At 72.3% G+C, this 26,394-nt stretch carries 21 protein-coding genes; 7 read left to right on the top strand and 14 right to left on the bottom strand.

Going from position 1 to position 26,394, the window contains the following annotated elements; all coding sequences use genetic code 11:
* Positions 1-45 precede the first annotated feature (45 nt).
* On the bottom strand, positions 46-681 hold the full coding sequence (locus tag O1G22_RS39935; RefSeq protein WP_270085785.1) for a LysE family translocator: 636 nt from the start codon (positions 679-681) through the stop codon (positions 46-48).
* Between the two features lie 59 nt (positions 682-740).
* Entirely contained in the window at positions 741-1,211 is a 471-nt protein-coding gene (locus O1G22_RS39930; protein ID WP_270085784.1) for an aminoacyl-tRNA deacylase, read from the bottom strand.
* 107 nt (positions 1,212-1,318) lie between these two features.
* Here O1G22_RS39930 and O1G22_RS39925 point away from each other — a divergent pair, with 107 nt between their 5' ends.
* From O1G22_RS39925 to O1G22_RS39910, 4 genes are all read left to right on the top strand, one after another.
* Positions 1,319-2,407: an ArsR/SmtB family transcription factor gene (locus tag O1G22_RS39925; RefSeq protein ID WP_270086662.1), complete on the top strand. Its 1,089-nt coding sequence runs from the start codon at positions 1,319-1,321 to the stop codon at positions 2,405-2,407.
* A 61-nt stretch (positions 2,408-2,468) separates the two neighbouring features.
* Positions 2,469-3,296 carry a PaaX family transcriptional regulator gene (locus O1G22_RS39920; protein ID WP_270086661.1) on the top strand — a complete coding sequence of 276 codons (828 nt, stop codon included), beginning with the start codon at positions 2,469-2,471 and terminating at the stop codon, positions 3,294-3,296.
* Between the two features lie 171 nt (positions 3,297-3,467).
* Positions 3,468-4,877, top strand: a complete 1,410-nt coding sequence (locus tag O1G22_RS39915; RefSeq protein ID WP_270085783.1) for an alpha/beta hydrolase — start codon at positions 3,468-3,470, stop codon at positions 4,875-4,877.
* Positions 4,878-4,892: 15 nt separating this feature from the next.
* Positions 4,893-6,482 (top strand): MFS transporter, encoded by a 1,590-nt coding sequence (locus tag O1G22_RS39910; RefSeq protein WP_270085782.1) that lies wholly within the window; start codon positions 4,893-4,895, stop codon positions 6,480-6,482.
* A 153-nt stretch (positions 6,483-6,635) separates the two neighbouring features.
* Here O1G22_RS39910 and mshA read toward each other — a convergent pair whose 3' ends face one another.
* The 10 genes from mshA to O1G22_RS39860 all read right to left on the bottom strand — a co-directional run bounded on the left by mshA (position 6,636) and on the right by O1G22_RS39860 (position 19,656).
* Positions 6,636-7,886 carry a D-inositol-3-phosphate glycosyltransferase gene (gene mshA, locus O1G22_RS39905; protein ID WP_270086660.1) on the bottom strand — a complete coding sequence of 417 codons (1,251 nt, stop codon included), beginning with the start codon at positions 7,884-7,886 and terminating at the stop codon, positions 6,636-6,638.
* An 87-nt stretch (positions 7,887-7,973) separates the two neighbouring features.
* Complete coding sequence (locus tag O1G22_RS39900; RefSeq protein WP_270085781.1) at positions 7,974-9,356, bottom strand: L-serine ammonia-lyase; 1,383 nt, start codon at positions 9,354-9,356, stop codon at positions 7,974-7,976.
* A gap of 125 nt (positions 9,357-9,481) precedes the next feature.
* Entirely contained in the window at positions 9,482-9,901 is a 420-nt protein-coding gene (locus O1G22_RS39895) for a glycine cleavage system protein H (RefSeq protein ID WP_270085780.1), read from the bottom strand.
* Positions 9,898-11,079 (bottom strand): NAD(P)/FAD-dependent oxidoreductase, encoded by a 1,182-nt coding sequence (locus tag O1G22_RS39890; RefSeq protein WP_270085779.1) that lies wholly within the window; start codon positions 11,077-11,079, stop codon positions 9,898-9,900. The genes O1G22_RS39895 and O1G22_RS39890 overlap by 4 nt, the downstream gene beginning before the upstream one ends.
* A gap of 164 nt (positions 11,080-11,243) precedes the next feature.
* Positions 11,244-14,063 (bottom strand): SpoIIE family protein phosphatase, encoded by a 2,820-nt coding sequence (locus tag O1G22_RS39885; protein ID WP_270086659.1) that lies wholly within the window; start codon positions 14,061-14,063, stop codon positions 11,244-11,246.
* 122 nt (positions 14,064-14,185) lie between these two features.
* Positions 14,186-15,319: an aromatic ring-hydroxylating oxygenase subunit alpha gene (locus tag O1G22_RS39880; RefSeq protein WP_270085778.1), complete on the bottom strand. Its 1,134-nt coding sequence runs from the start codon at positions 15,317-15,319 to the stop codon at positions 14,186-14,188.
* A 5-nt stretch (positions 15,320-15,324) separates the two neighbouring features.
* A complete protein-coding gene (gene solA, locus O1G22_RS39875) occupies positions 15,325-16,488 on the bottom strand; it encodes an N-methyl-L-tryptophan oxidase (RefSeq protein WP_270085777.1) in 1,164 nt (387 codons plus the stop codon).
* Positions 16,489-16,543: 55 nt separating this feature from the next.
* Positions 16,544-16,801 (bottom strand): hypothetical protein, encoded by a 258-nt coding sequence (locus tag O1G22_RS45010; protein WP_428986452.1) that lies wholly within the window; start codon positions 16,799-16,801, stop codon positions 16,544-16,546.
* Positions 16,798-17,910 carry an S-(hydroxymethyl)mycothiol dehydrogenase gene (locus tag O1G22_RS39865; protein ID WP_270085776.1) on the bottom strand — a complete coding sequence of 371 codons (1,113 nt, stop codon included), beginning with the start codon at positions 17,908-17,910 and terminating at the stop codon, positions 16,798-16,800. The genes O1G22_RS45010 and O1G22_RS39865 overlap by 4 nt, the downstream gene beginning before the upstream one ends.
* A 336-nt stretch (positions 17,911-18,246) precedes the next feature.
* Entirely contained in the window at positions 18,247-19,656 is a 1,410-nt protein-coding gene (locus O1G22_RS39860; protein ID WP_270085775.1) for an MFS transporter, read from the bottom strand.
* Positions 19,657-19,873: 217 nt separating this feature from the next.
* Here O1G22_RS39860 and O1G22_RS39855 point away from each other — a divergent pair, with 217 nt between their 5' ends.
* From O1G22_RS39855 to O1G22_RS39845, 3 genes are all read left to right on the top strand, one after another.
* Positions 19,874-20,485, top strand: coding sequence for an IclR family transcriptional regulator (locus O1G22_RS39855; RefSeq protein WP_270085774.1), 612 nt, complete (start codon positions 19,874-19,876; stop codon positions 20,483-20,485).
* Positions 20,486-20,617: 132 nt separating this feature from the next.
* The gene (purU, locus tag O1G22_RS39850) at positions 20,618-21,490 is read left to right on the top strand and encodes a formyltetrahydrofolate deformylase (RefSeq protein WP_270085773.1); all 873 of its coding nucleotides are present in this window, start codon (positions 20,618-20,620) and stop codon (positions 21,488-21,490) included.
* 189 nt (positions 21,491-21,679) lie between these two features.
* Positions 21,680-22,477 carry an IclR family transcriptional regulator gene (locus O1G22_RS39845; protein ID WP_270085772.1) on the top strand — a complete coding sequence of 266 codons (798 nt, stop codon included), beginning with the start codon at positions 21,680-21,682 and terminating at the stop codon, positions 22,475-22,477.
* Between the two features lie 106 nt (positions 22,478-22,583).
* On the opposite strand, the gene O1G22_RS39840 is transcribed toward O1G22_RS39845, so the two are convergent.
* Positions 22,584-23,198 (bottom strand): sarcosine oxidase subunit gamma, encoded by a 615-nt coding sequence (locus tag O1G22_RS39840; protein ID WP_270085771.1) that lies wholly within the window; start codon positions 23,196-23,198, stop codon positions 22,584-22,586.
* Complete coding sequence (locus O1G22_RS39835) at positions 23,191-26,394, bottom strand: sarcosine oxidase subunit delta family protein (protein WP_270085770.1); 3,204 nt, start codon at positions 26,392-26,394, stop codon at positions 23,191-23,193. The genes O1G22_RS39840 and O1G22_RS39835 overlap by 8 nt, the downstream gene beginning before the upstream one ends.

The raw sequence follows: 26,394 nt of genomic DNA, 5'->3' as shown, positions 1-26,394 counted from the left end.
CGCATCGAGCCGTATCGAGTTCCGGCCCTGGGGAACCCCGGCCGTTCAGCGGGACGTGAGGGCGACGAGCACGCCCAGGCCGATCAGTGCGGTGCCGCCCGCCGCGCCGATGGCCGACAGGCGACGGTCCGAGGCGGCGAACCAGGAGCGGGCGGCCGAGGCGCCCAGGCCCCACAAGGTGTCGCAGCACAGTCCTACGGCGGCGGGGACCAGGCCGAGGATCATCATCTGGGCCGGGATGCCGCCGGCGTCGTAGTGGACGAACTGCGGCAGGACCGCTGCGAAGAAGACCAGGCCCTTGGGGTTGGTGACGCCGACGAGGAGGCCGTCCAGGACGGTGCGCAGATCGCCCCGTTTCCGGCCCGCCGGGACCGCCATGTCCGCGCGCAGCCGGTCGCGGTGCCGGATCGCCTGGACGCCGAGGTGGCTGAGGTAGGCGGCGCCGGCGAGCTGTACGGCGGTGAGCACGTGGGCCGAGCCCTGGACCAGGGGGCCCAGCCCCAGGGCCACGATGACGACGAGCGCATAGCTGCCGAGGAGGTTGCCGAGCACGGTGGCGAGCGCCGCGCGGCGGCCGTGGGCGAGGGCGCGGCCGATGACGAACAGGACGCTCGGTCCCGGGATCGCGATCACCACGAAGCACATCGCCGCGAACGCCAGAAGGCTCGACGTGGACACCATGGGCCGGTCTTCTCCTCAGGGCTGGGGCGGTGCGTCGGTGCGCCGGGCTACTTGTCGGGCTACTTGTGCAGCAGGGCCACGTGCGCGCGCGGAAGCCGGGCGAGGACCGCGGGCCGCACCTCCAGGGTGCGGGCGGCCGATCCGGCACCGCAGAAGACCGGCCCGCGTGATGCGACGACGGCCGTGTCGATCCAGCAGGGCACGCCGGGCCGGGGGCTGATCGGCGGGATGCCTCCGGGGACCAGTCCCGCCGCGGTGAGCAGGTCGGTGTCGGCCGTACGCAGCTGTGCGCGGCCGATGCCGGCGGCGGCCGCGAGACGGGCGAAGTCGACCCGGTCGTCCGCGCGCAGGGCCACGAGCAGGAGCGGGAGCCGCGGGGTGGTGAAGGCGAGCGTCTTGACGGCCTGGGACCAGGGGAAGGGCAGTGCCTTGCGTTCGGCGACGCTGTGGGCGGCGGCGTGCTCGTGGACGGTGTACGCGCTGCCGTCCGTGTCGAGCAGGGCCTGCCAGGGTTCCTCATGGGTGCTCATGCGCGACCTGGGCTTTCGGCTGGTGGAGGCGATGGCTGCTCCGGTGAGCCTGGACGACGCGGCCGGATCCGATCAACTGATTGTGAAATCATGCAATCGTGATCACGATGCGCTTCAGCGAGACGGCCGAGGAGGATCTCGCCTTCTCCCTCTCCCCGCTGCTCGAAGCGGTCCATTCCTGGCACGCGCTCACCCGTCCCGGACACCACACCCTGCACGTGCCCTGGGTGCGGCGCTGCCGACGCCTGCCCGTCGCGCTGCGCCGGCACTTGCGCGAGCACAGCTTCGTGGTGGCGGACCACATTCCGGCCCTGTTCGAGAGCCTGGCGAACGATCACGAGGCGGACTTCGCCGAGCAGCTCGCGGCCGTGCGCGCCCTGCCGCCCGCGCAGGTGGCCGCGGAACTCTCCGAGACCCTCGTCGACACCACCCGCTACCGCGGAGCCGACCTCGTCGAGAACGCCGGCACCCGTGATGCCGCCCTCGCCGGGCTCCGGCGGAGCGACTCCGGCCGGGCCGCACGCCTGAGCGCCGTCCTCACCGATCCGCTCCCGGTCCTCGAAGGCGCGCTCACCGCGCTGGAGGACTACTGGAGTGCCGCCTTCGCGGCCGAGTGGGAACGCGTCGAGCCCGCCCTGCACCAGGCGATCGCCCAGGCCGGACAGCGGATCGCCCACCAGGGGGTCTTCCCCATGCTGCGCACCCTGGTGCCGCAGATCCGCATCGACCCGGGACAGCGCACGCTCCGCCTGGACCGTCCGCACGACCACGACATCGCGGTCACCCCGGCCCGCCCGGTGACCTTCACGCCCAGTCATTACGTCTGGCCCCACGTGCGCGTCACCTGCGACGCTCCCTGGCCGCTGCGGATCACCTATCCCGCCCTGCCCCTCGCGCCGGCCTCGGCCGCCCGCCCCACCAGCCAGGCGGAGACACTCACCGCGCTACGGGCCCTGGCCGCCGCCCCACGCCTGCAGATCATCTCCTGCCTCGCCGCGCAGAGCCGCAGCACCCAGGAACTCGCCACCCTCCTCGGCCTGTCCCCGTCCGTGATCTCCCGCCACCTCCAGCAGCTCAGCCAGGCGGGGCTCACCACCACCCGGCGCGAGGGCTACTACGTTCTCTACTCGCTCGACCACGCCCGCCTCGCCCAGATCGCCGCGGCCCTCACCGGCCTCGCCGCGCCCGGCGACTGACGCGGCGCTCGGGGCGACCGGCGATCATGTGTGTGTCAGCGGCAGGCGGGCCTCGTACTGTATCCGCGTGACCAGTCCCGTCCCCCGTCCCCAGTCCCTCCTGCTCAGCTTCCTCGGTGACGAGGTGCTGGGCCGCGGTGTGTGCGTGTACACGGGGAGTGTCATCGAGGTGTTCCGGCGCGCCGGCGTCGGGGAGCAGGCCACCCGGTCCACGCTCACCCGGATGGTCGGGCGCGGGCTGCTGAGCCGGCGGCGTGCGGGGCGGCGGACCTATGTCGGGCTCACCGGCCGTTCCGAGGCCATCCTGCGCGACGGTGAGCGGCGGATCTGGAAGACGGGCGCGGTCAACCGGGACTGGGACGGCACCTGGACGCTGCTCGGGTTCTCGCTGCCGGAGTCCTGGCAGCGCCAACGGCACGATCTGCGCTCGCAGTTGACCTGGGCGGGCTTCGGGGCGCTGTTCAGCGGGCTGTGGATCGCGCCGGGCGAGGTCGATGTCTCCGGGATCGTCGCCGAACTGGGTCTGACCACGCACGTGAAGGTCTTCCGTGCCCACGCGGACGCGGGCATGGACATCGCCGAGATGATCGACGACACCTGGGATCTGCCCGAACTCGCCGCCCTTTACCGGGACTTCGACGCGACCTGGCGGCCGTACGCGGCGGGCGGCGCGGGCCTCGCCGGCGAGGACGCCCTCGCGCTGCGCCTCCGGCTGACCGCCGAGTGGCTCCAGGTCATCCGCGCCGATCCCCGGCTGCCGGTGCAGCATCTGCCGGCGGACTGGCCGGCGGCCGGGGCGGAGCGGACGTTCCGCGCCGTGCACGCCCTGCTGGAGGCACCCGCCCGGGACGCGGCGCGCCGGCTGATCGAGACCCTTCCGGTGGCGTAGCACTCCGCCCGCGTCGGGACCTCCGCACGGACTCGCCCGCACCTAATGTTGTGCATCGCATTGACGGCCGTAAGAAATCAGCCCTACATTCCTCGCACCATCGTTCAGTGCACTGAGCATCTGCCCATGTCGTCGTCCCCGCTCCGCAGCCGCCCAGAAGGAGCCCACGTCATGCACGACAGCAGCCGTCCCGCTGCCCGTACCCGTCTGCGCATCGCCCTCGCCGCGCTGGCCACCCTCGCCTCCACGGCCCTCGCCACCTCCCCAGCGCCCGCGGCCGAGGCCGACGCGCCGGCCGCCTCCCACCTGACCGGCACCCTCTCCGACGGCGCCACCTGGATCGCGGACGTGCCCGCCCGCTGGAACGGCACCCTGCTGCTGTTCAGCCACGGCTTCGGGCCCACTGTCGCCAGGGACGCGCCCTCCGACGCCGTGCGCACCGAACTGCTCGCCGAGGGCTACGCGATGACCGGGTCGTCGTACGACCCCCATGGCTCGATGTGGGCCCTGAACAGCGCCGAACGCAACCAGTTCGCCACGCTCGGTGCCGTCACCGCCCGGATCGGCACTCCCCGGCGCACGCTGGCCGTCGGCCAGTCCATGGGCGGGCTCGTCAACGCGCAGATCGCCCGCGACGGCGCCGGTCGCGTCGACGGCGCGCTCGGGCTGTGCGGCCTGGTCGCGGGCGGCACCGACCTGGACAACTATCAGCTCGACGCCGAGTACACCCTCGCCCGGCTGCTGCTGCCGGGGCAGGACGTCGGCCTGGTCCGCTTCGGCTCCGCCGACGCCGCGGCCGCCACCGCGAAGCGGCTCACCGACGCCGTCACGGCCGCCCAGGCCACCCCGCAGGGCCGGGCCCGGATCGCGCTGGCCGCGGCCTTCCTCAACCTGCCCGCCTGGGCGCCCGGTGCGGACCGGCCCGGCCCGGCCGACTGGGCGGGCCAGGAGGAGCAGCAGTACGCGTGGTTCGCGCAGGGCATCCTGTCGTTCGTCGAGGGCGGCCGGTACGCCGTCGAGCAGTCCGCCGGTGGCAACAACTCCTGGAACCAGGGCGTCGACTATGCCCGTCTGCTCGCCGGATCCGTGCACGCCCCCCAGGTCCGCGCCCTGTATCAGGCGGCCGGGCTCGACCTGCGCGCCGACCTCGCGTCCCTGACCCGGGGCGCCTCGATCACCGCCGACCCCGCCGCGGTCCGTGCCGCGCAGCGCACGTCCTCCGCCGGTCAGGGGCTCGCCGTACCCCTCCTGGACGTGCACACAGTCGCCGACAACCTGGTCCCGGTCGAGCAGGAACGGCAGTTCGGCGACCGGGTGCGCGCGGCCGGGGACGGTGCGCTGCTGCGGCAGGCGTACGTCGAGCGGCAGGGCCACTGCACGTTCACCACCGCCGAGACCGTCGCCGCCCTGCACGCGCTCGAACACCGCGTCGCCGGCGGCCACTGGGACGACGCCGCGACCCCGGCCGCGCTCCAGAAGTCCGCCACCGCGCTCGGTCTGGACGGGGCGGCCTACGTCCCGTTCCGTCCGGCACGCCTGACGGTCGGCCGTGACCGCCCGGCGCACCCTGCCCACCACTGACGTTGGGACCCGCTCATGTCCGACGCATCCGCCGCCCCGCGCGGTTCGCTCCCCCTCGGCACGCTCGTCGCCGGGTGTCTCGCCGTCTGCCTCGCCCAGATCGGCCTCGCCATACCGGCCACCCTGAACGGCCTGTTCCAGGAGCACCTCCACCCGGTGGGCTCCCAACTCACCTGGATCTCCGACGCGTTCCTGCTGCCTGTCGCCGTCCTGGAACTCACCTTCGGCGTGCTGGGCGACCTCTTCGGCCGCAAGCGGCTCCTCGTCGGCGGCGCCGCGCTGCTGTGCGCGGGTGAGGTCGTCGCCGCGAGCGCCTCCGGCATCCATCAGCTGTGGGTGGGGCAGGCGCTGGCCGGTCTCGGTGCCGCAGCGCTCTTCCCGACCTCGCTCGCCATGATCGCGGCCGGCACGCACACCGGCGCCGAACGCGCCCGCGCCATCGCCGTATGGGCCTCCAGTCTGTCGGCGGGCGGCTTCCTCGCCCCGCTGCTCGGCGGGATCACCGGCACCTACGGCTCGTGGCGCTCGGCGTTCGTGGTGGTCGCCGTGCTGGCCGCGGTCAGCGCGCTGGTGAGCCTGTGGCTCGCCGGCAACTCCCGGGCGCCGGAAGGACGTTCGCTGGACCTGGGCGGCCAGATCACCATCGGCGTCGGCCTGTTCGCCCTGCTGTACGCCGTCATCCAGGGGCCGACGGACGGCTGGGGGTCGGCTCCGGTGGTCGTGGCGTTCGTGCTCGCCGCGGTGTTCGTGGGCCTGTTCGTGGCCGCCGAGCGCCGGGCCCGCTCCCCTCTGCTGCGCCTGGACCTCTTCCACAACCGTTCCTTCGCCATCGCGTCGGTGGTCGCCGTCGTGGGCATGTTCAGCTTCCTGGGCACGGCCTACGCGACGAGCATCCGGCTCGGCCCCATCCAGCACCAGAGCCCGATGCGCGCCGCCTTCGCGTTCCTGCTGCTCAACGGCATCACCCCGGTCCTCACCCCGCTGACCTCCCGGCTGCTGCACCGGCTGCCCGCGCGGGCGCTGCTCACCGCCGGTCTGGCGCTGATCGCCGCGGGTGACTTCCTGGCCGCCGGGCTCGACGTCGGTGACCGGAACCTGACCTCGCTGATCCTGCCGCTGGGGCTGGTCGGCATCGGCTTCGCCTTCACGGTGTCGTCGATCACCGCGACCGCCGTCAACACGGTGCCGCTGCCGCTCGCGGGCATGGCGAGCGCGGCGACCAACCTGCTGCGCGACTTCGGCTTCACGCTCGGCCCGGCGGTCATCGGCGCGGTCGCGCTGAGCCAGGCCGCGTCCCGGGTGACCTCCTCACTGGCCACCTCGTCGTCGCTGGACGCGGGGTCGAAGGCGGCGGCCCACGAGGTGCTGCGCGAGGGCGGCCCGCTCGCCCTGAACTCCGTACCCGCCGCCTCCCCGCCGGGCGCGGCCCGTGCGTACGCTCTCGACGCCCTCGGCCACGGCTACGCGATCGGCTTCGTGGTGTGCGGCTCGGCCGCGCTGTTCTCCGCGCTGCTGGTGGTGACGGCACTGCGCGGGCGGACGGCCGAGGAGGGCGCGTCGCGGGCGCAGGACGGTACGGAGCGGACCGCTCTCAGCATGGGATGAGACCGGGGCGGGGGGGGGGGGGGGGGGGGGGGGGCGGCGGGTGCCCCGGACTCGCCGGCCAGGATGCCCGCTGCGCGGAAGCGGGTCAGGGGCGGTCGAGCGATCCGGACTCCGGTACGGGAGCGTCAGGCCTGGGCGTCTCCCCGTGGCGCGTCAGCGGTGAAGGTGTCGCTCGCGCAGCGCGGCCGCGTACGCCTCCGCCGTCGCCGCCGCGGCCGTGTCCCAGCCGAAGCGCCGGGCGTGGCGGGCCGCGGCCGTGCCCATCTCCGCCGAGAGCGCGGGGACGTCGGCGAAGCGGCACAGTGCGCGGGCGTAGTCCACGGGGTCGTGCCCGGGGACGAGAACGCCGCTGACGCCGTCGCGTACGGCCACCGGCAGGCCGCCGACCTCGGCGGCGATCACCGGCGTCCCACAGGCCTGCGCCTCGACGGCCACCAGGCCGAAGGACTCGCTGTAGGAGGGCATGACGAGCACGGATGCCGCGCGGTACCAGTCGGCGAGCCGGTCCTGGGCGACCGGCGGCCGGAACAGCACGACGTCCGCGATGCCGAGCCGGGCCGCCAGCTTCTGCAGGCCCTCAGGCTCGGCCGGCCCGCTCCCGCTCGGCCCGCCCACGACCGGCACCAGGATCCGCTCACGCAGCCACGGCCGCTCGCGCAGCAGCCCGGCCACCGAGTGGAGCAGGACGTCCGGTGCCTTCAACGGCTGTATGCGGCCCGCGAACAGCACGACGAACGCGTCCTGCGGCAGCCCCAGACTCCTCCGGGCCACGGCACGCCCGGCCGGCACGCCCGACGGGTCGGGCCGGAAGCGCTCCAGGTCGACTCCGGGATGGACGACGGCGATCCGGCCGTCGTCGGCGTCGTAGTGGCGCAGGAGTTGGGCCGCTTCGGTGTCGGTGTTCGCGATCAACCGGTCGGCCGCCCGGACGACGTGCGTCTCGCCGCGCACGCGGAGCTCGGGCTCGGGGGTGTCGTCCCGGGCGAGGGAGGCGTTCTTGACCTTGGCCATGGTGTGCATGGTGTGCACCAGGGGGACGCCCCAGCGCTCGGCGGCGAGGCGGCCGACGTGGCCGGAGAGCCAGTAGTGGGAGTGGAGCAGGTCGTAGTGACCGGCGCGGTGACCGGCCCACGCCCGCGTCACGCCGTGGGTGAAAGCGCACAGCTGGGCGGGCAGGTCCTCCTTGGCCAGGCCCTCGTAGGGTCCGGCGGTCACGTGTCGGACCAGGACCCCGGGCGCGAGGGCGACGCTGGGCGGGAGACCGGCGGAGGTGGCCCGCGTGAAGATCTCCACCTCGATGCCGAGGGCGGCCAGGCGCTTGGCGAGCTCGACGATGTAGACGTTCATGCCGCCGGCGTCGCCGGTGCCCGGCTGGTGCAGCGGCGACGTGTGCACGCTGAGCATCGCGACCCGGCGGGGGCGGACCACTCCGGGCCTCAGGACATGCCAGCTCACCTCACGCGCCTCCTTCCGCCCACCCCACCCGCTTCCTCAGCACTCGATGACGTTGACGGCGAGTCCGCCGCGGGCGGTCTCCTTGTACTTGACCTTCATGTCGGCGCCGGTCTCCTTCATGGTCTTGATGACCTTGTCCAGGGAGACGTGGTGGCGGCCGTCGCCGCGCAGGGCCATCCGGGCGGCGGTCACGGCCTTGACCGCGGCCATGCCATTGCGCTCGATGCACGGGATCTGGACCAGGCCGCCGACCGGGTCGCAGGTCAGGCCGAGGTTGTGCTCCATGCCGATCTCGGCCGCGTTCTCCACCTGCTCCGGGCTGCCGCCCAGCACCTCGGCGAGGCCTCCGGCCGCCATCGAGCAGGCCGAGCCGACCTCGCCCTGGCAGCCGACCTCGGCGCCGGAGATCGACGCGTTCTCCTTGAAGAGCATGCCGATGGCGCCCGCCGCGAGCAGGAAGCGGACGACTCCGTCCTCGTCGGCGCCCGGCACGAAGTCGAGGTAGTAGTGCAGGACGGCGGGGATGATGCCGGCCGCGCCGTTGGTGGGGGCCGTCACCACGCGGCCGCCGGCCGCGTTCTCCTCGTTCACCGCCATCGCGTAGAGCGTCACCCACTCCATCGCGCGGCTCGCCGGGTCGCCCTCGCTGCGCAGCGCCCGGGCCGCCGCGGCGGCCCGCCGGCGGACCTTCAGGCCACCGGGGAGGATGCCTTCGCGGGACATGCCGCGCGAGACGCAGGCCCGCATCACCCGCCAGATCTTCAGCAGGCCCGCGCGGATCTCCTCCTCGGAGCGCCAGGCCTTCTCGTTCTCCAGCATCAGCGCGGAGATGGACAGGCCGGTCTCCTTCGTCAGACGCAGCAACTCGTCGCCCGTGCGGAAGGGATGGGCGAGCACCGTGTCGTCGGGCTTGATCCGGTCCTCGCCGACGGCGTCCTCGTCGACCACGAAGCCGCCGCCGACCGAGTAGTACGTCTTCTCCAGCAACGGCAGACCGTCGGCGTCATAGGCGAAGAGGGTCATGCCGTTGGCGTGGTACGGCAGCGATCGCCTGCGGTGCAGGACCAGTTGGGTCGAGACGTCGAAATCGATCTCGTGGGCCGGGCCGATCTCGGCGCCGAGCAGGCGGATGCGCCCGGTCGTGCGGATCCGCTCGACGTCCAGCTCGGCCTGGGCGATGTCGACCGTGTGCGGTTCGTTGCCCTCCAGGCCGAGCAGTACGGCCTTGGGGGTCCCGTGGCCGTGGCCGGTGGCGCCGAGGGAGCCGAACAGCTCGGCCCGCACCGCGGCGGTCTGGGCGAGCAGGCCGTCCTTCTTCAGCCGGGCGGTGAACATCCCGGCGGCGCGCATCGGGCCCACGGTGTGCGAACTGGACGGGCCGATGCCGATGGAGAACAGGTCGAAGACGCTGATTGCCACGCCACACTCCGTGGGGTCGGCGAAGCGTGCCGGGCAGGACCCGCGCACGCTCCTGCGGGAGGGTTGTGTCGGTCACCGGCCCGGACAGGGCGGGTGTTTCTCGGCCAGGGTCCGCTGGGGCGAGGTCATCGGCGGTCTCCCCGGGTGTCGCAATAGGCGGCGTACGCCTCGGCGGTCAGGGCGCCGGCGATGTTCTCGACCCGCAGCCGGAACAGCCAACCAGCCGTGTAGGGCGCGGAGTTGACGATGCCCGGATCGTCGGCCAGCGCGGGGTTGACCTCCAGGACCTCGCCCGAGGCGGGGGCGTACACGGCGCTGACGGCCGCCGCTGACCCGATCTCGCCGCAGGCCTCACCGGCCTCGACCCAGGCACCCGGCGCGGGCAGCCTCAGGTGGGCGACCTCGCCGAGGGCCTGTACGGCGAAAGCTGTCACGCCGACGGTGGCGTTGCCCCCGTCCACGATCAGCCACTCGTGGTCCCAGGTGTACCGCAGATGCCGCGGAACACTCAGGGCACCGGCGCGCGGGGAGGTCACGGGAGTCATGAGGTCAGGGCCACGGCGGCCGGGACGAGGGTGCGCCGCAGCCGGTTGAAGAGCTTCGGCTGGTTGAGGGAGAGCACGGCGACGGCGGAGCCCTCGCGCCGGTAGACGGCGGTGAAGGAGCGGCTGTCGAGGTCGCCGTCGACGATCTCGGGCTGGGCGCCGGGGGCGACGTGTCCGGCGAGCTGGATGCGCACCTGGTACTGGTCGGACCAGAAGTACGGGGCCGTGAGCGGGGCGGGGGCCGAGACCCCGGACAGCAGGGTGCGGGCGGCGGTGGTCGCCTGCTCGGTGGCGCTGGTCCAGTGCTCGACGCGGGCGTGCCGTCCGGTGAACGGGTGGGGGCAGCGGGCGACGTCACCGACGGCGACCACGCCCGGCACATTGGTCGAGCAGCCGGAGTCGCACACCACGCCGTCGTCCACCTGGACGCCGGAGCCGGCGAGCCAGTCGGTGGCGGGCCGCACGCCCACCCCGGTCACGACGACGTCGGCGGGCAGCACCCGCCCGTCCGCCAGCCGCACTCCGGTGACCCGCTCCTCGCCGGTGAATCCCGCCACGCCGATGCCGCAGATCAGGCCGACCCCGTGATCGCTGTGCAGCGAGGAGCACACCAGCCCCATCTCGCGGCCCAGTTGGCGCTCCAGCGGTACGTCGAGCGCCTCGACGACCGTGACGTGGAGGCCGAGCCGGTGGGCGGTGGAGGCCACCTCGGCGCCGATGAAGCCGGCGCCGATGACGACGACCCGGGGCAGGCCGCTGTGCAGATCGGCGCGCAGGGCCTGGGCGTCGTCGAGGGTACGCAGGGTGTGGATGCCGGCCAGGCCCTCCGTGCCCGGGAGCGTGCGGGGGCTCGCGCCGGTCGCGACGACGACGCCGTCGGTGCGCAGTTCCTGCCCTCCGGCCAGCGTCACGGAGCGCGCCGCGGTGTCCAGCCGGACCGCGCGTTCGCCGAGCAGCCATCGCGCCCCCAGCTCCTCGTACTCGTCCGCGTCGCCGAGCGCGAGCGCGTCGGTGTCGAGGTCGCCCTTGAGGAACTCCTTGGACAACGGGGGCCGGTCGTAGGGGGTGTGGCGCTCCTCGCCCACCACGACGATCTCGCCGTCATAGCCCTCCGCGCGCAGCGCGCGCACCGTGCTGAGACCGGCCAGTGACGCGCCGACGACGGTGATGCTCCTCATGCCGGTCCTCCGGGTGCCGAACACTGTGGCTCGCTGTCTCTAATAACACAACGCTCTTCGTTATACGCAACATGCTTTCCGCGGCGGCACGGGCTTGTCAAGGGAGATGCAGGCATTGGTTTGGCATGGTGCACCGAGATTCGCCATGCGCAACACTGCGGGGGTTACAGCGGGGGTACGTCCCCCAGCTCCAGCAGCAGGTCACCCAGATCACCGTCGGGCCCGGCGGCGGGGCCTTCCAGGGACTGCTCGCTCCAGATGACCTTGCCGCGGGCGATGTACCGCACGCCCCAGCGCCGGGCGAAGTGGGCGACCAGGAACAGCCCCCGGCCGCCCTCGTCGGTGGTGGCGGCGCGGCGCAGATGCGGTGAGGTGCTGCTGCCGTCGGCCACTTCGCAGATCAAGCTGTCCCCGTCGAGCAGCAGCCGGAGCCGGATGGGCTCGCCGCCGTAGCGGATGGCGTTGGTGACGAGCTCGCTGAGGATGAGTTCGGTCGTGAAGGAGATCTCGTCCAGGCCCCAGGCCGCCAGCCGGCGGGCGCACTCGGCGCGGAGGGGAGCGAGGGCGGCGGGGTCGGCGGGCACGTCCCAGTCGGCGACCCGGTCCGGGTCCGTGAGCCGGGTCCGGGCCACCAGCAGAGCGATGTCGTCACGGGGACGGTCGGGCAGCAGGGCGTCGAGGACCGCCCGGCAGGCTTGTTCGGGTGTCCGGTCGGGCTGTGCGAGGGCTCCTCGCAGGAGTTCGAGCCCGGTGTCCAGGTCGCGCTCGCGGTCTTCGACGAGCCCGTCCGTGTAGAGGGCGAGCAGGGAACCCTCGGCCGGCTCCAGTTCGGCGGTCTCGACGGGCAGACCGGCACCGAGGCCCAGCGGCGGCGCGACCGGAACATCAGGGAAGGTGACCGTGCCGTCGGGGCCGACGAGAGCCGGTCCCGGATGGCCGGCCCGGGCCACGGTGCACCGGCCGGAGACGGGATCGTAGATCGCGAACAGACAGCCGGCACCGGTGACGCCCGCGCCCTCACCCCGGGTGGCCTCACCGCCGTTCTCACCGCTGTCGTTGCTCTCGCTCTCGTCGATCCGGGCGACCAGCTCGTCCAGGTGGCTCAGCAGTTCGTCGGGGGACAGATCGAGGGCGCAGAAATTGTGGACCGCGGTGCGCAGCCGGCCCATGGTCGCGGCGGCGTGCAGTCCGTGGCCGACGACGTCGCCGACGACGAGGGCGACCCGGGCCCCGGGCAGCGGGATCACATCGAACCAGTCCCCGCTCACCCCGGCCTGGGCGGGCAGGTAGCGGTGGGCCACCTCCAGGGCCGACTGCTCGGGCAGGATGCGGGGCAGCAGGCTGCGCTGGAGGGTGACCGCCATGGCGTGCTCGCGGGTGTAGCGGCGGGCGTTGTCGATCGCGACCGCCGCACGGGCAGCCAGTTCCTCGGCGACCGCCAGGTCCTCCTCGGTGGAGGCGTCCTGCTCCGAGCGCCAGAAGTCGACCACCCCCAACGCCATGCCACGGGCCCGGAGCGGCACCGTGATCAGGGAACGCATCCCGAAGTCCAGGACGCGGCGCGCCCGTTCGGAATCCTGCGACCGCCAGCCGCGTGCCGCACGCAGATCGGACTCCAGCACGGCGCGGCCGCTGCGCAGCCCCTGTGCCTGGGGCGTCGTCGCCGGCCACGTGACCGCCTCGTCCACCGGGTTCAGCGGATGGTCGTCCCGGATGCCGTGCACGGCGGCCCGGTGCACGGTCGGGTTCGCCCCGTCCGGTTCCTCACCGCGCCGTACCGCGTCCAGCAGTTCGACGGTGGCGAAGTCCGCGAACCGGGGCACCGCGATCCGGGCCAGTTCCTCGGCCGTGCGGGCCACATCGAGGGTCGTGCCGATGCGCACCCCGGCGTCGTAGAGCAGTTGCAGCCGCTCCCGCGCGACCCGGGCACGGCCCGCGAGCGCGCGCAGCTCCGTGGTGTCCCGCAGGGTCGCCACGCTGCCGCCCGGCCCGCCGTGCGGGGCGGTGGGACGTACGTTGACCGCGAGCAGCCGCTCCCCCGCCAGGACCACCTCGTCGCTGACGGCCCGGCCCGAGGCCAGCAGCGCGGCGGCCGGCGAGGACAGGCCCAGTTCGGTGACGCGCCGGCCCGTCACGTCCCCGGGCAGGTCCAGCAGGCGGGCGGCCTCGTCGTTGGCCAGCAGCAGCCGTCCCTCGCCGTCGATGACGAGCACGCCCTCCCGGACCGAGTGCAGGACCGCGTCGTGGTGCTCGTACATCCGCGTCATCTCGGCCGGTTCCAGACCGTGCGTCTGCCGCCGCAGCCGCCGGCTCACCAGGGCCGAGCCGCCCGTGACCAGCGCCAGCCCGACGGCGGCGGAGCCGAACAGCAGCGGCATCTGTCCCATCACCCGCTGGTTCACGCTCTTGACGGTGATGCCCACGGACACCACGCCGACGACCTTGCCGGCTGGGTCCTTCACGGGGGCCATCGTGTCCACGGCGCGGCCGACGCCCGGTGTGTCGTACGTGTCCTGGTGCACCTTGCCGGCCAGCGAGTCCGCGTAGGTGCCGACGACGCGTTTGCCGATGAGGCGCGGGTCGGGGTGGGTCCAGCGGATGCCGGACGGGCTGAACGCGATGACGTAGGTGACCTTGGCCTGTTTCCGGGCCTGCTCCGCGCGCGGCTGGAGCAGGGCACTGGGGTCGGCCGATTTCATGGCGCTCAGGGTCCCTGGGGCGTTCGCGAACATCTCGGCGCCGACCAGCGAGCGCTCCCTGGCGTCCTGGAGGGTCGTGCTGCGGGCCTGGAGCACCAGGGCCACCACGGCGGCGACCACGAGCAACAGGACGACCCCCACCTGGAGGACGAGCACCTGACCGGCGACGCTGTGCACGCTCAGGAGAGAGCGCAGGCCTGCCCCTCGCCGCTGCGAGGCTCGCGGCCGGACCTCGGTCCCGGCCGGCCGCGCCGCACCCGGCGACCGGCCCGCACGCCGATGCATGGCCATACCTCCAGTATGGGTGGCCCCGGGCGGTGCGGGGCCGGGGCGTACGGCCGAATGGCCCGTCCACCCGCCGGAGGGGCCGTGCGGCAGGTGGACGGGCGGTACCGGGGCGGGCAGGGTCAGCCGAGGGGGCGTACGCCGAGCTTGTCCTGCAGCCAGGTGTGGAACTCGCCGATGTGGTGCTCGCTGGGCACCAGGACACCGCCCTTGGCGTAGAGCCGTGAGCTCATGCCCGGCTGGGTGCGCTCACAGGCGTCGAAGTCCTGCTGGTTGACGCGGTGGAAGAGTTCCACCGAGCGGTCCACGTCCTTGCCGCTCTCCACGACGTGCGGCAGGTACAGCCAGTCGCACTCCACGATGGTGTGGTCCGCCGCGAGGGGGTACATCCGGTGGAAGATCACGTGGTCGGGCACGAGGTTGATGAAGACCTGCGGCTTGACGGTGATGGCGTAGTAGCGGCGGTCCTGGTCCTCGGCGACCCCGGGAATGCGGTCCAGGCCCTCGGAGCCGTCCACGGTGAAGCCCTTGACCTCCTCACCGAACTCCGCGCCGTGGCCGACGTAGTACTGCGCCGCGTAGCCGTCGGCGAACTCCGGAAGGACCTCGGTGAGTTCGGGGTGGATCGTGGCGCAGTGGTAGCACTCCATGAAGTTCTCGATGATGAGCTTCCAGTTGGCCTTCACGTCGTAGGTGATCCGCCGGCCCACCGAGAGGTTCTCGATGCCGTAGCGCTCGATCGACTCGACGTCGCCGAGCCGCTCGACGACGGCCCCGATCACGTCCTCCTCGAAGGACGGCGGGTTGTCGGCCAGGCACACCCACACATAGCCCAGCCACTCCCGGACATGGACGTTGACCAGGCCGTACGCGGTGCGGTCGATGTCCGGCATCGAGGTCAGGTTGGGCGCGGCGACCAGCTTGCCGTCCAGGCCGTACGTCCAGGCGTGGTACGGGCACTGGAAGGCACGCTTGACCTCGCCGGACTCCTCGGTGCACAGCTTGGCGCCGCGGTGCCGGCAGATGTTCAGGAAGGCCTTGATCGAGCCGTCCCGGGAGCGGGAGACCAGCACGCTCTCACGGCCCACCTGGCAGGTGCGGAACTGGCCGGGCTCGGCCAGCTCCGAGGCACGGGCCACGCAGAACCACATGGTCTCGAAGACGCGCTCCTGCTCCAGGGCGAAGACGGCGGGGTCGGTGTAGTACTCGCCGGAGAGGGTGGCGATCAGGCTCGGGGGCAGATCGGTCGTGGTCATCGGTGTCACCTCGGAAGGGGGCGGACGCGCACGCGGCGCGGGTCGAAGAGGGCGATGGGGTGATCGGTGGTGCCGTCGATGGCCAGGTCGGCGATGATCTCGCCGATCACGGGCACGAACTTGAACCCGTGGCCGGAGAATCCGCAGGCCACCGTCACCTGCGGGTGCTCGGGGTGCCGGGCGAGGACGAAGTGCTCGTCCGGGGTGTTGCTGTACATGCAGGCCGCGGCCTTGAGGAAGCGGCCGGGCAGGGTGGGGATACGGGTGCGCAGATGCGCGGCCATGGCCTCGATCTCGTCCGGGTGGATCTGCCGGTCGAGGGTCTCGGGGTCGCTGGGGACGCCCTTGCGGAAGAAGGCGACCTTGGCGCCGCCGTCGGGGCCGTCGAGGGAGGGGAAGCCGTAGATCTGGGTGCCGTCGGGGTCCTCCCAGATGTAGACGGGGTGCCGGTCGGCGGCGAACGGGCCGGTGCCGCCCTCGGGCTGGAACCAGTACATGACCTGGCGTTCCACCGTCACCGTCACACCGAGGCCGGGCAGCAGCTTCGACGCCCAGGCCCCGGGGGCGAAGACGAGCCGGTCGGCGGTGTAGGCGCCGCGGTCGGTGACCACCCAGGCCTTGCCTCCCGGCCCGTCGGCCTCCCAGCCGAGGACCAGCTCGGCGAAGTGCAGTTCGGCGCCGTGGGCCCGGGCGAGATCCAGGTGCGCGGTGACCGTCGCCTCGGGCCGGGCGATGCCGGCCTTGCGCTCGTAGAAGGCGACGTCCTCGGCGGCCGGGTTGAAGGTGGGGAATCGGCGCCGGATGCCGGCGGCGTCGAGCACCTCGTGGTCCAGGCCCCACTGGCGGGCGCTGTTCAGGGTGCCGGCGAAGGCCGCGCTGTCCTCGCGGCCGATCATGAGACCGCCGGTCTCGGTGAAGACCTCGCGCCCGGAGTCGATGGCCAGCTTCTCCCACAGTTCGTGGGCGCGCAGCAGCAGGGGCACATAGGCCGGGTCCTCGAAGTAGGCCTGGCGGTAGATGCGGGAACCGCCGTGGCTGGAGCCGCGGTTGTGGGCCGGACCGAAGCGTTCCAGGCCGAGCACACGCAGGCCGCGGGCGGCGAGGTGACAGGCGGCCGCGCTGCCCATCCCGCCCAGGCCGACGACGATCACGTCGTACGAAGAGGCCATCTGTCCATCTCCTGGGAGTCGTGCCGGTGGTGGATCGGTGGGGGTGGTGGCCGTTTCAGCGCCGGATGCGCGTCATCTCGGGGTCGAACAGGGGCTCGGCCGCGGTGACGGCCGGCACCTTGGCGCCGAAGTACTCGATCTCCACCGGGGTTTCGGGGGCGGTGAGTTCGGCGGGGGCGTCGTCGTGGGCGGCGTCGACGGCCAGGACCTTCCGGTCGTCGCCGATCAGCCGGACGTTGTTGTCCGCCTGCCGGCTGCCGCCGTCCAGTTGGCAGGTGCCGGAGGTGACCAGGTGCTCGGTCCGTGCGGTCACAGGACCACCACCGAGCGCAGGACTTCACCGCGGTGCATCCGGTCGAACGCCGACTCCACCTCGTCCAGGGCGATGGTCTCGCTGACGAAGCCGTCGAGGTCGAAGCGGCCTTGCAGGTACAGGTCGATGAGGGCCGGGAAGTCGCGGGAGGGCAGGCAGTCGCCGTACCAGGACGACTTCAGCGCCCCGCCGCGGCCGAAGACGTCCAGCAGGGGCAGCTCGACGGTCAGCTCCGGAGTGGGCACGCCGACCAGGACGGCGGTGCCGGCGAGGTCCCGGGCGTAGAAGGCCTGCCGGTAGGTCTCGGGGCGGCCGACCGCGTCCACGACGACATCGGCGCCGAAGCCGCCTGTGAGGGAGCGGATGGCCTCGACGGCGTCGGTCCTGCCTGAGTGGACGGTGTCGGTGGCGCCGAACTCCTCGGCCCGCTTCAGCTTCCGCTCGTCGACGTCCACGGCGATGATCCGGCCGGCGCCGGCGACCTTGGCGCCCGCGATGGCGGCCATGCCGACGCCGCCGCAGCCGATGACCGCGATCGAGTCGCCGCGGCCGACGCCGCCGGTGTGGACCGCGGCGCCGAATCCGGCCATCACGCCGCAGCCGAGCAGCCCCGCCGCGGCGGCCGATGCGGTCGGGTCCACCTTGGTGCACTGGCCGGCCGCGACAAGGGTCTTCTCGGCGAAGGCTCCGATACCGAGGGCCGGGGTCAGCTCGCTGCCTCCCCCAGACTTCGTCCGGGAGGTGCCCCCAGTCAGGGTCATCGACTGGGTGGCGTTGTGCGTGGCGAAGCAGTACCACGGCTTGCCCTTGCGACAGGACCGGCAAGTGCCGCAGACGGCACGCCAGTTGAGGACGACGAAGTCGCCGGGCGCGACCTCGGTGACGCCCTCGCCGACCGACTCGACGACACCGGCCGCCTCATGGCCGAGCAGGAACGGGAACTCGTCGCCGATCCCGCCTTCGCGGTAGTGCAGATCGGTGTGGCAGACGCCGCAGGCCTGCACCTGCACCAGCGCCTCGCCCGGGCCGGGGTCCGGCACCAGGACTGTCTCCACCGACACCGGGGCGCCCTTCTTCCGGGCGACGACGGCGCGTACCTCGTGTGCCACGTGCTTCTCCTCGCTGAGGGGACTGCCGAAGGCGGCTTCGGCGCGATGTTCGGGACTGCGGGACGTCGATCGCTCCCCCGCAGTGATCGACGGAGGGAGAGGGTGGACTTCGCTGTGCGCGGCCGATCCGGCCAGTCGCTCGCTTGTTGCGCATTACGCACTGCGCATCGCTATAAGCAACGCTCAAACTGTCTGCTCCAGGGGCGACACCTGTCAAGAGGTCGGACACGCGGACTTCAGCGCCCCTGACCGGACGTCCCGGCACGACACGCGGCCGGCCGGCCCCCCGAGGGGCCGGCCGGCCGCGTGTGTCGTCAGGTTCGGTCGCGCGTGCCGTCAGCTGCGCTCGGCGCCGCTCTCCCGCAGGTCGTCGCGACGGTCCCCGCCGGCCGCCGCGGACCGGGACCGGCCGGGCATCGCACTGGCCTCGGCCAGCGTGAGCCCTCGCGTCTCCTCGGCCCATGCCACGGACACCAGCAACCCCACCAGGGTGATGCCGGCGCCGATCAGCATGGTCGGGCCGATGCCCAGCCTGTCCAGGGAGACCGGCAGCAGATAGGTGCCCGCCGCGGCCCCGATGCGGCTGATCGAGGTGGCCACACCACCCGCGGTGGCCCGGATACCGGTGGGGAACAGCTCGTTGGGATACGTCCACTCCAGCACCGTGGGACCGCCCGAGAAGAGGGCATAGGCGCAGAAGCACAGGATGACCACCGCCACGGGGAGGGCGTTGCCGCCACCGAGCACCGCGAGCGGAATCACCATCAGGGCGAACGACCACACCATGACGGGACGGCGTCCCACCCGGTCCACCATGCGCAGCGCGGGGATACAGCCCAGCACGAACACCACGCTGATCAGCGCCGAGCCCAGATTGCTGCCGTTGCCCTCACTGAGCCCGAAGGAGCCGAGGATGGTGGGGCCGAAGGTGTACAGGGCGAACATCGGCGTGATCTGACACATGTAGAACAGCCCGCAGAAGAGAGTCCGCCGCAGATAGACCCCCTGGAACAGATCGCGGAAGCGGCTCTGTTCCACCGCCTGCTCGGCCGCCGAGGCGGCGAGCAGGTCCTCGATCGACACCGTGCGTCCGATGGCCCGTTCGATCGCCTTCTGCGCGTCGGCGGTGCGGCCCTTGCTGACCAGCCACAGCGGCGACTCGGGCGTACCGATCCGCATCATCAGGATCAGAGCGCTCAGCACGGCGCCCGAGGCGAGCATCCACCGCCAGGTGCCATGGCCGCCGATCTCCGCCATCACGTAGCCGATCGTGTAGGCCGCGGCAGCGCCGACGTACCAGGCGAGGATGAGGATGCCGAGCAGTCGGCCCCGATGCCGGTTCGGCACCCATTCGGCCAGCAGGGACGTCGCGATCGGATAGTCGGCGCCGATGGCGATGCCGAGTACGAAGCGCAGCACGACCAGCTGCCAGGCCTCGGTGGCGAACACCGACAGCACCGATACGCCGACCAGGACCGCCAGGTCGATGGTGTACATCGCCTCGCGGCCGAGCTTGTCGGTGACGGCCCCGAAGAACAGGCCGCCCACGAAGATGCCGACCAGCGCGGCGGCACCGATGAGGCTCTCGTCCCCCGTGGTCAGGTGCAGCTCGCCGCTCATGCCGACCAGCGCGACGCCGATGATGCTGAGCAGATAGCCGTCCAGGAACGGGCCGCCCGCGCAGGCCCAGGTGAGTTTTCGATGGAACTTGTTCAGTGGCGCCTCGTCGACGGCACGAATGGACATCCGACCTCCCGGAGTGGGGGACTGTGGGGCCGTTTCAGCGGCTCACATCTCAACTCTCGGTTGCGCTTAGCAAAACGCATTTCTGCATACGCAACGGAACATCGATCGCGCGCCGCCGTCAAGGCACGGGACGGAAGTCCTTGACGACACTTCACGACATCCTCATCATGTTGCGTATTGTGAAACAAATTTCATATTGAGAGACGCAGGTTGCGTAATGAGCAACGAGAGCGACGGCCGCGGGCCGTCCGGGCACACGGACTCCTCCCACCGGCCGGAATCCCCGGTGCAGTCGGTCGACCGCGCCACGGCCATCCTTGAGTTACCGGGCCGCCAGGACGAGGCGGGCGTCACCGAGATCGCCGCCGAGCTGGGCGTGCACAAGTCGACGGCCTCCCGGCTCGCCACCGCACTGGAACTGCGCGGACTCATCGAACAGACGGAGGAGCGCGGCAAGTACCGCCTCGGCCTCGGTCTGATCCGCCTGGCCGGCGCCGCCACCGTACGGCTGGACCTCTCCCGGCAGAGCCGCCCGGTGCGCGAGCAGCTGGCGGCACAGGTCGCCGAGGCCATCAACATCGCCATCCTGCGGACACAGCCGAAGAGCGCCCGCACCGACGGCTGCGCCTACAGCGTCGGGGAACTCGAAACGGGCCTCAACGCCGTGGCCGCGCCGGTGTTCACCTTCACCGGGCAGGTGGTGGCCGCGCTCAGCGCCTCGGGACCGTCCTTCCGGCTGACCGAACAGAGACTGCCGGAGGTCGGCGCGACGGTACGGGCCGCGGCGGAGAAGATCTCCAGCCGGCTCGGCCACCTCGGCCGCCCTTGAGCCCACGAGCGAGTTGCAAATAACGCAACCTGATGCGCAATAAGAACGCCACCCTTGACCTGTCGGCCACCACACCCGACCATGTTGCGTATCACTCAAATAGTTGCGCAATGCGCACCCAGGGAGGATGTCATGTCCCCTCGACCGCAGCCCGGCCGCGAGTTCGTCCTCACCCTTTCCTGCCCTGACCGGGCCGGTCTCGTCCACGCCGTGAGCACCTATCTCGTCACGCACTCCGGCAACATCCTGGAGAGCCAGCAGTTCGACGACCGGCTTCAGGACCGCTTCTTCATGCGGGTGCATTTCGACGTCTCGGACCCCGGAGTGACCCTGGAGGATCTGCGCACCGGTTTCGGCCCGGTCGCCGAGGCGTACCGGATCACCTGGAAGCTGCACGACGCCTCGACCCCGACCCGCACGCTGATCATGGTGTCGAAGTTCGGCCACTGCCTGAACGACCTGCTCTTCCGCAAGTCCACGGGCGCGCTCAACATCGAGATCCCGGCGATCGTCTCCAACCACCGCGACTTCGAGGCGCTGGCGCAGAACTACGGCATCCCCTTCCACCACGTCCCGGTGACACCGCAGACCAAGGCGGAGGCAGAAGCCCGGCTGCTCCAGCTCGTCGACGAGCTGGACATCGACCTCGTGGTGCTCGCCCGGTACATGCAGATCCTCTCCGACGACCTGTGCAAGGAGCTCGACGGCAGGGCCATCAACATCCACCACTCCTTCCTGCCGAGCTTCAAGGGGGCGCGGCCGTACGTCCAGGCGCACCGGCGCGGCGTCAAGCTCGTCGGGGCCACGGCGCACTACGTCACACCCGACCTGGACGAGGGCCCGATCATCGAGCAGGACGTCGTCCGCGTGAACCACTCGCACGCCCCGGACGAGCTGGTCACCCTCGGCCGTGACGTCGAGGCACAGGTGCTCGCCCGCGCCGTGGAGTGGCACAGCGAGAACCGTGTGCTGGTCAACGGCAACTGCACGGTCGTCTTCCGCTGACGGGAGGGGCATGGCCGCGGTCCGGCCCCGAGCCTCCCGGCCCACGGTGACCCGCGACCGGGGTCTCCACGGGGGCGGCCACGCCGTGGTATACCGGCGTGACCGGGCCGCGGGACGGGGACGCCGCCCTGCCCCATCGCCTCCGCCGTATACCCGGGACACCGGGACCTCAGTGCGTATAGTTGCGCTATGAGCAACTACGTTGCAAATGGCGAAACAGCGGGTCCCGCTGTGAACGGGGTGCAGTCCGTCGACCGTGCGGTCAGCGTGCTGGAGATTCTCGCCCAGCGCGGCGAGGCGGGCGTCAGCGAGGTCGCCGCCGAGATCGACGTCCACAAGTCGACCGCGTTCCGTCTGCTCGGCGCGCTGGAGGCGCGCGGTCTGGTCGAGCAGGCGGCCGAGCGGGGAAAATACCGGCTGGGCTTCGGGATCGTGCGCCTCGCGGGCGCGGTCGCCGGCCGGCTCGACGTCACCCAGCAGGGCCGGGCGGTGTGCGAGCGGCTCATAGACGAGATCGGCGAGACCGTCAACATCGCGGTGCTCCAGGAGCACTACGCGGTCAACCTCTACCAGGTACGCGGGCCCGGCGCGGTCGGCACGCACAACTGGGTCGGACAGCTCACGCCGGTCCACGCCACGTCCAGCGGCAAGATCCTGCTGGCCCACCTGTCGGAGACGGCGCGCGCCCAGGTGCTGGCGGCCTCCGGGTTGCAGAAGCTGACGCCGCACACCCTGACCGCCAGGACGAAGCTGGAGAAGAACCTCGCCGAGGCGCGCGAGCGCGGCTACGCGGTGACGCTGGAGGAACTGGAGATCGGCCTGCACGCCATGGCGGCACCGATCCGCGCCCGCGACGGCGAGGTCATCGCGGCCCTCAGCGCGTCCGGGCCGGCCTACCGATTCACCGAGGAACGCCTCCACGAACTCGCCCCGGCGCTGCTCCATGGCGCGCGGGAGATCAGCCACCGGATGGGTTACCTGGGCTGAGTCACCCCTGACTCGCGAACCCGGGATGTGCAGGGCCTGCCGAGGAACAGCGAGGCGGGCCGGTGTCTTCACCGGCCCGCCTCGCTTCCTGCGTCGACCGGAACGGTCAGGCAGTTCCCTCGGTGTATTCCACGGCCGCGTCCAGCAGCCAGTCCGTCAGGTAACCCGCGAAGGACGAGCGCACCAGGATCCAGAACCCGGCCCTGGTCTCGTCGCGGGCGACGAGGACGACCTGGGTGCGGGCCAGGGTGGTCTGGGCGCAGCGGCCGGGGCCGAAGGCGCTCGGGTGGAGGTCCAGCGAGCAGCCGTGGGAGAGCAGGTCACGGGCGCGGGGGCCGGTGACCAGAAGGGTGGTGCGCTGCGCCGAGACGTCGGTCACCGAGACGTGCTCGTCGCCCGCCGCCGCACGGATGCGGCTCTCCAGCTCACGCTCCGCACCGGGCTGTCCCAGCACCAGCCATTCGTCCGGGCCCAGCCACACCACGGTCAGCTCGCCCGCACGGACGACGGCGTCGGGTTCCAGGGGCAGTTGGAGCCCCAGGGCGAGTCCCACGGCGTCCGCCGCCGGGCTCTTGGCGTCGAGGCGGACGTTCACCTGGGCCAGGAAGGGGACTTCGGCCAGCCGGACCGCGCCCCCGGAGGAGCGGGTCGCGGCGGCCAGGCGGTCGGCGGCATGCGCCAGCGGGCTGCGCTGCCGGGCGGTCAGGGCGGTGTCAGCCATCGCGGCGGGCTCCCTCGGGGTCGTAGAGGACGGGGCCGGCGACGGTCACCGGGAGCAACCGGTCGCCGACGGGTGCGTAGAGGCGGTCGCCGATGCGGTCCCGGCCGCCCTTGATCAGGGCGAGCGCGAAGGTCCGGCCGAGCGCCGCGCTGCGGTAGCTGGAGGTGACGTGGCCGAGCATCGGCACCGGCGGGGCCGGCAGTTCGCTGTCGGCGACCAGCTGGGTGCCCTCCGGGAGGAGGGCACCGGAGTCGTCCGGAAGCAGGGCGACCAGGTGCTTGCGGTCGGGGCGGACGGTGTCGGCGCGGGCGTAGGAGCGCTTGCCGATGAAGTCGGGCTTCTTCTTGGACACCGCCCAGCTCATGCCGAGATCCTGCGGGGTGACCGTGCCGTCGGTGTCCTGGCCGATGATCGGGTAGCCCTTCTCGGCGCGCAGGACGTGCATGGTCTCGGTGCCGTAGGGGGTGATGCCGTACGGGGCACCCGCCTCGTACACGGCTTCCCACAGGGCGAGGGCGTCCCACGGGGACACATTGATCTCATAGGCGAGTTCGCCGGAGAAGCTGATCCGGCAGACGCGCGCGTCGATGCCGGCGACGGTCGTCTCGCGCCAGGCCATGAACGGGAAGTCGTCGTTGGCGACGGCGAGTCGAGGCGCCAGTGCGCCGAGGACCGCGCGGGACTTCGGGCCGACCAGGGCGACGGTGGCCCACTGCTCGGTGACCGATGTGCAGTGCACCCGCAGATCGGGCCACTCGGTCTGCAGCCACTCCTCCATCCAGTCCAGGACGGCCGCCGCGTTGCCGGTCGTGGTGGTGACCAGGAAGCGGTCCTGGGCGAGCCGGATGACCGTGCCGTCGTCGAAGACCATCCCGTCCGGGCGGCACATCACGCCGTAGCGGATCATGCCGACCTTCAGGGTGCTCATCATGTTGGTGTAGAGCAGGTCGAGGAAGCGCCCGGCGTCCGCGCCCTGTACGTCGATCTTGCCGAGCGTGGAGGCGTCCATGAAGCCCACGCTGTCGCGGGCGGCACGGCACTCGCGCAGCACGGCGGTCTCCATGTCCTCGCCGGCCTGCGGGTAGTACCAGGGCCGCTTCCACTGCCCGACGTTCTCGAAGAGGGCGCCGTGCTCGACGTGCCAGCCGTGCAGGGCGGTCGTGCGGATCGGGTCGTGCAGCGCGCCGCGGTCCCGGCCCGCGAGGGCGGCGAAGGAGACGGGGGTGTACGGCGGCCGGAAGGTGGGCAGGCCGAGCGCCGAGATGTCCACGCCGAGGAGTTCGGCGACCACCCCGCTGGCCAGGACACCGCCCGTCTTGCCCTGGTCGTTGGCGGTACCGGCCGTGGTGTAGCGCTTGGTGTGCTCCACCGAGTGCAGACCCGCCCCGGTGGCCCGCGCCAGGTCGTCGACGGTGACGTCACGCTGGAGGTCGACGAACCGGGGGACGCCGGTGGCAGCCGGGACGGTGAAGACCTGCATGGGCGGGGTGTGCGGCTGGGCGGCCACGGCCGGAAGGGCGGGTGCCTCGGCGGTGTAGCCCTCCGCCTCGATCGCGCGGGCGCCGGCTGCCGCGCCCTGCGCGAGGACGGTGGCGAGGTCGAAGGCACCGTTCGCGCTGCCGGCGACCTCGACCGCCTGACGGCAGCTGTCGGGGACGAACGTGCCGAGGACGTCGTCGTGGCGGAGCTTGCCGCCCGCCTGGCTGAACAGGTGCGCGACCGGGTTCCAGCCGCCGGAGACCAGGAGCAGGTCGACGGCGAACTCCCGCTGTCCGGCGGACTCCCCGTACGGGGCGACCGTCACGGCGGTGAGGCGCTGCGCGCCTTGTGTTCCGGTGACCGCGTGGCCGGCCAGCACCTCGATCCCGGCGGACCGGGCGCGCTCGGCCCACTGACCCGGCTCGGGCCGGGCGTCGACGATCGCCGCGATGTCCACGCCGGCCGCCGCCAGGTCGAGCGCGGCGGCGTAGGCGCTGTCGTTGGTGGTGAACACCACCGCGTGCCGGCCCGGCACGACGGCGTGCCGGTGCAGGTACGTCCGCGCCGAGGCCGCCAGCATCACGCCGGGGCGGTCGTTGTCGCCGAACGCCAGCGACCGCTCGTGGGCACCGGTGGCGAGGACGACCCGCCGGGCACGGATGCGCCAGACCCGCTCACGGGAGACGTTCGCCGGGGCGTCGGCCCCGAGGTGGTTCGTACGGCGCTCGACGGCGAGGACGTGGTTGTCGTCGTAGTGGCCGAAGACGGTGGTGCGGCGCAGGACACGCACCTCGGGGGCGGCTTCGAGCCGGGCACGCGTCGCCGCCACCCAGTCCAGGTGTTCCCCGGCGCCGAGCAGGCTGCCGCCGGGTTCCGGCTGGTCGTCGGCGAGGATGACGCGGGCGCCGCTGTTCGCTGCCGCCGCCGCGGCCGCCAGGCCGGCCGGTCCGGCACCGACGACCAGCAGGTCGCAGTGCGCGTGTACGGCGTCGTAGCGGGCGGGGTCCGGTTCGGTGGCGAGGCGGCCCTGACCCGGGAGGCTGCTCGCGACCAGGCCGTCGTAGAGCTCGACGGTCGTGGCGGGGAGCATGGGCTCGGGGAAGGGGGCCTCGATCTGGACGACCGCGTTGGGTTCTTCGACGCCGGCGGAGAAGATCCCTCTGGGGCGGCCGAGTTTGATGCTGGTGCCGGCTTGGATGACGCCGTTGGCGAGGAGGGCGGAGGCGAGGGTGTCGCCTCGGTAGCCCTGGTATTCGGTGCCGTCGAAGGTGAAGGTGAGGGGGGTCTCGCGGTCGATCCTGCCGCCGGTGACGAGGCGGTGCGGTTGGCTCGCGAGCCGTGCCGGGGGCTCCGCCCCCTGGACCCGCGTCGGCCCCGCCGGTGGTGCCGGACTCGGCTCGGAGGTGACCGGATGCGGCTGAGACGTCACCGGACGCGGCTCCACCGTCTCCGGGCGCTCCTCCCCCGCCCGGTACACCGCCAGGATCTCGTTGGTCGAGGTGTCCCGCACCGCGTTGAACCACTTGCGGCAGCCCGCCGCGTGGCTCCAGCGTTCGGCGAAGGGACCCTTCGGGTTGTCGCGGAAGAAGAGATAGCGGGCCCACTCCTCGTCGGTGAGGGCGGCGGGGTCCTCCGGGTAGGGGACGTGGGCCTGGCCGCCGTAGTGGAACTCGGCCTCGTCGCGGGGCCCGCACCACGGGCAGGAGATCAGCAGCAT

Origin of the sequence: Streptomyces camelliae, from assembly GCF_027625935.1 — a bacterium.
Classification (GTDB): domain Bacteria; phylum Actinomycetota; class Actinomycetes; order Streptomycetales; family Streptomycetaceae; genus Streptomyces; species Streptomyces camelliae.
This window is presented reverse-complemented; position numbering and strand designations above follow the sequence as displayed.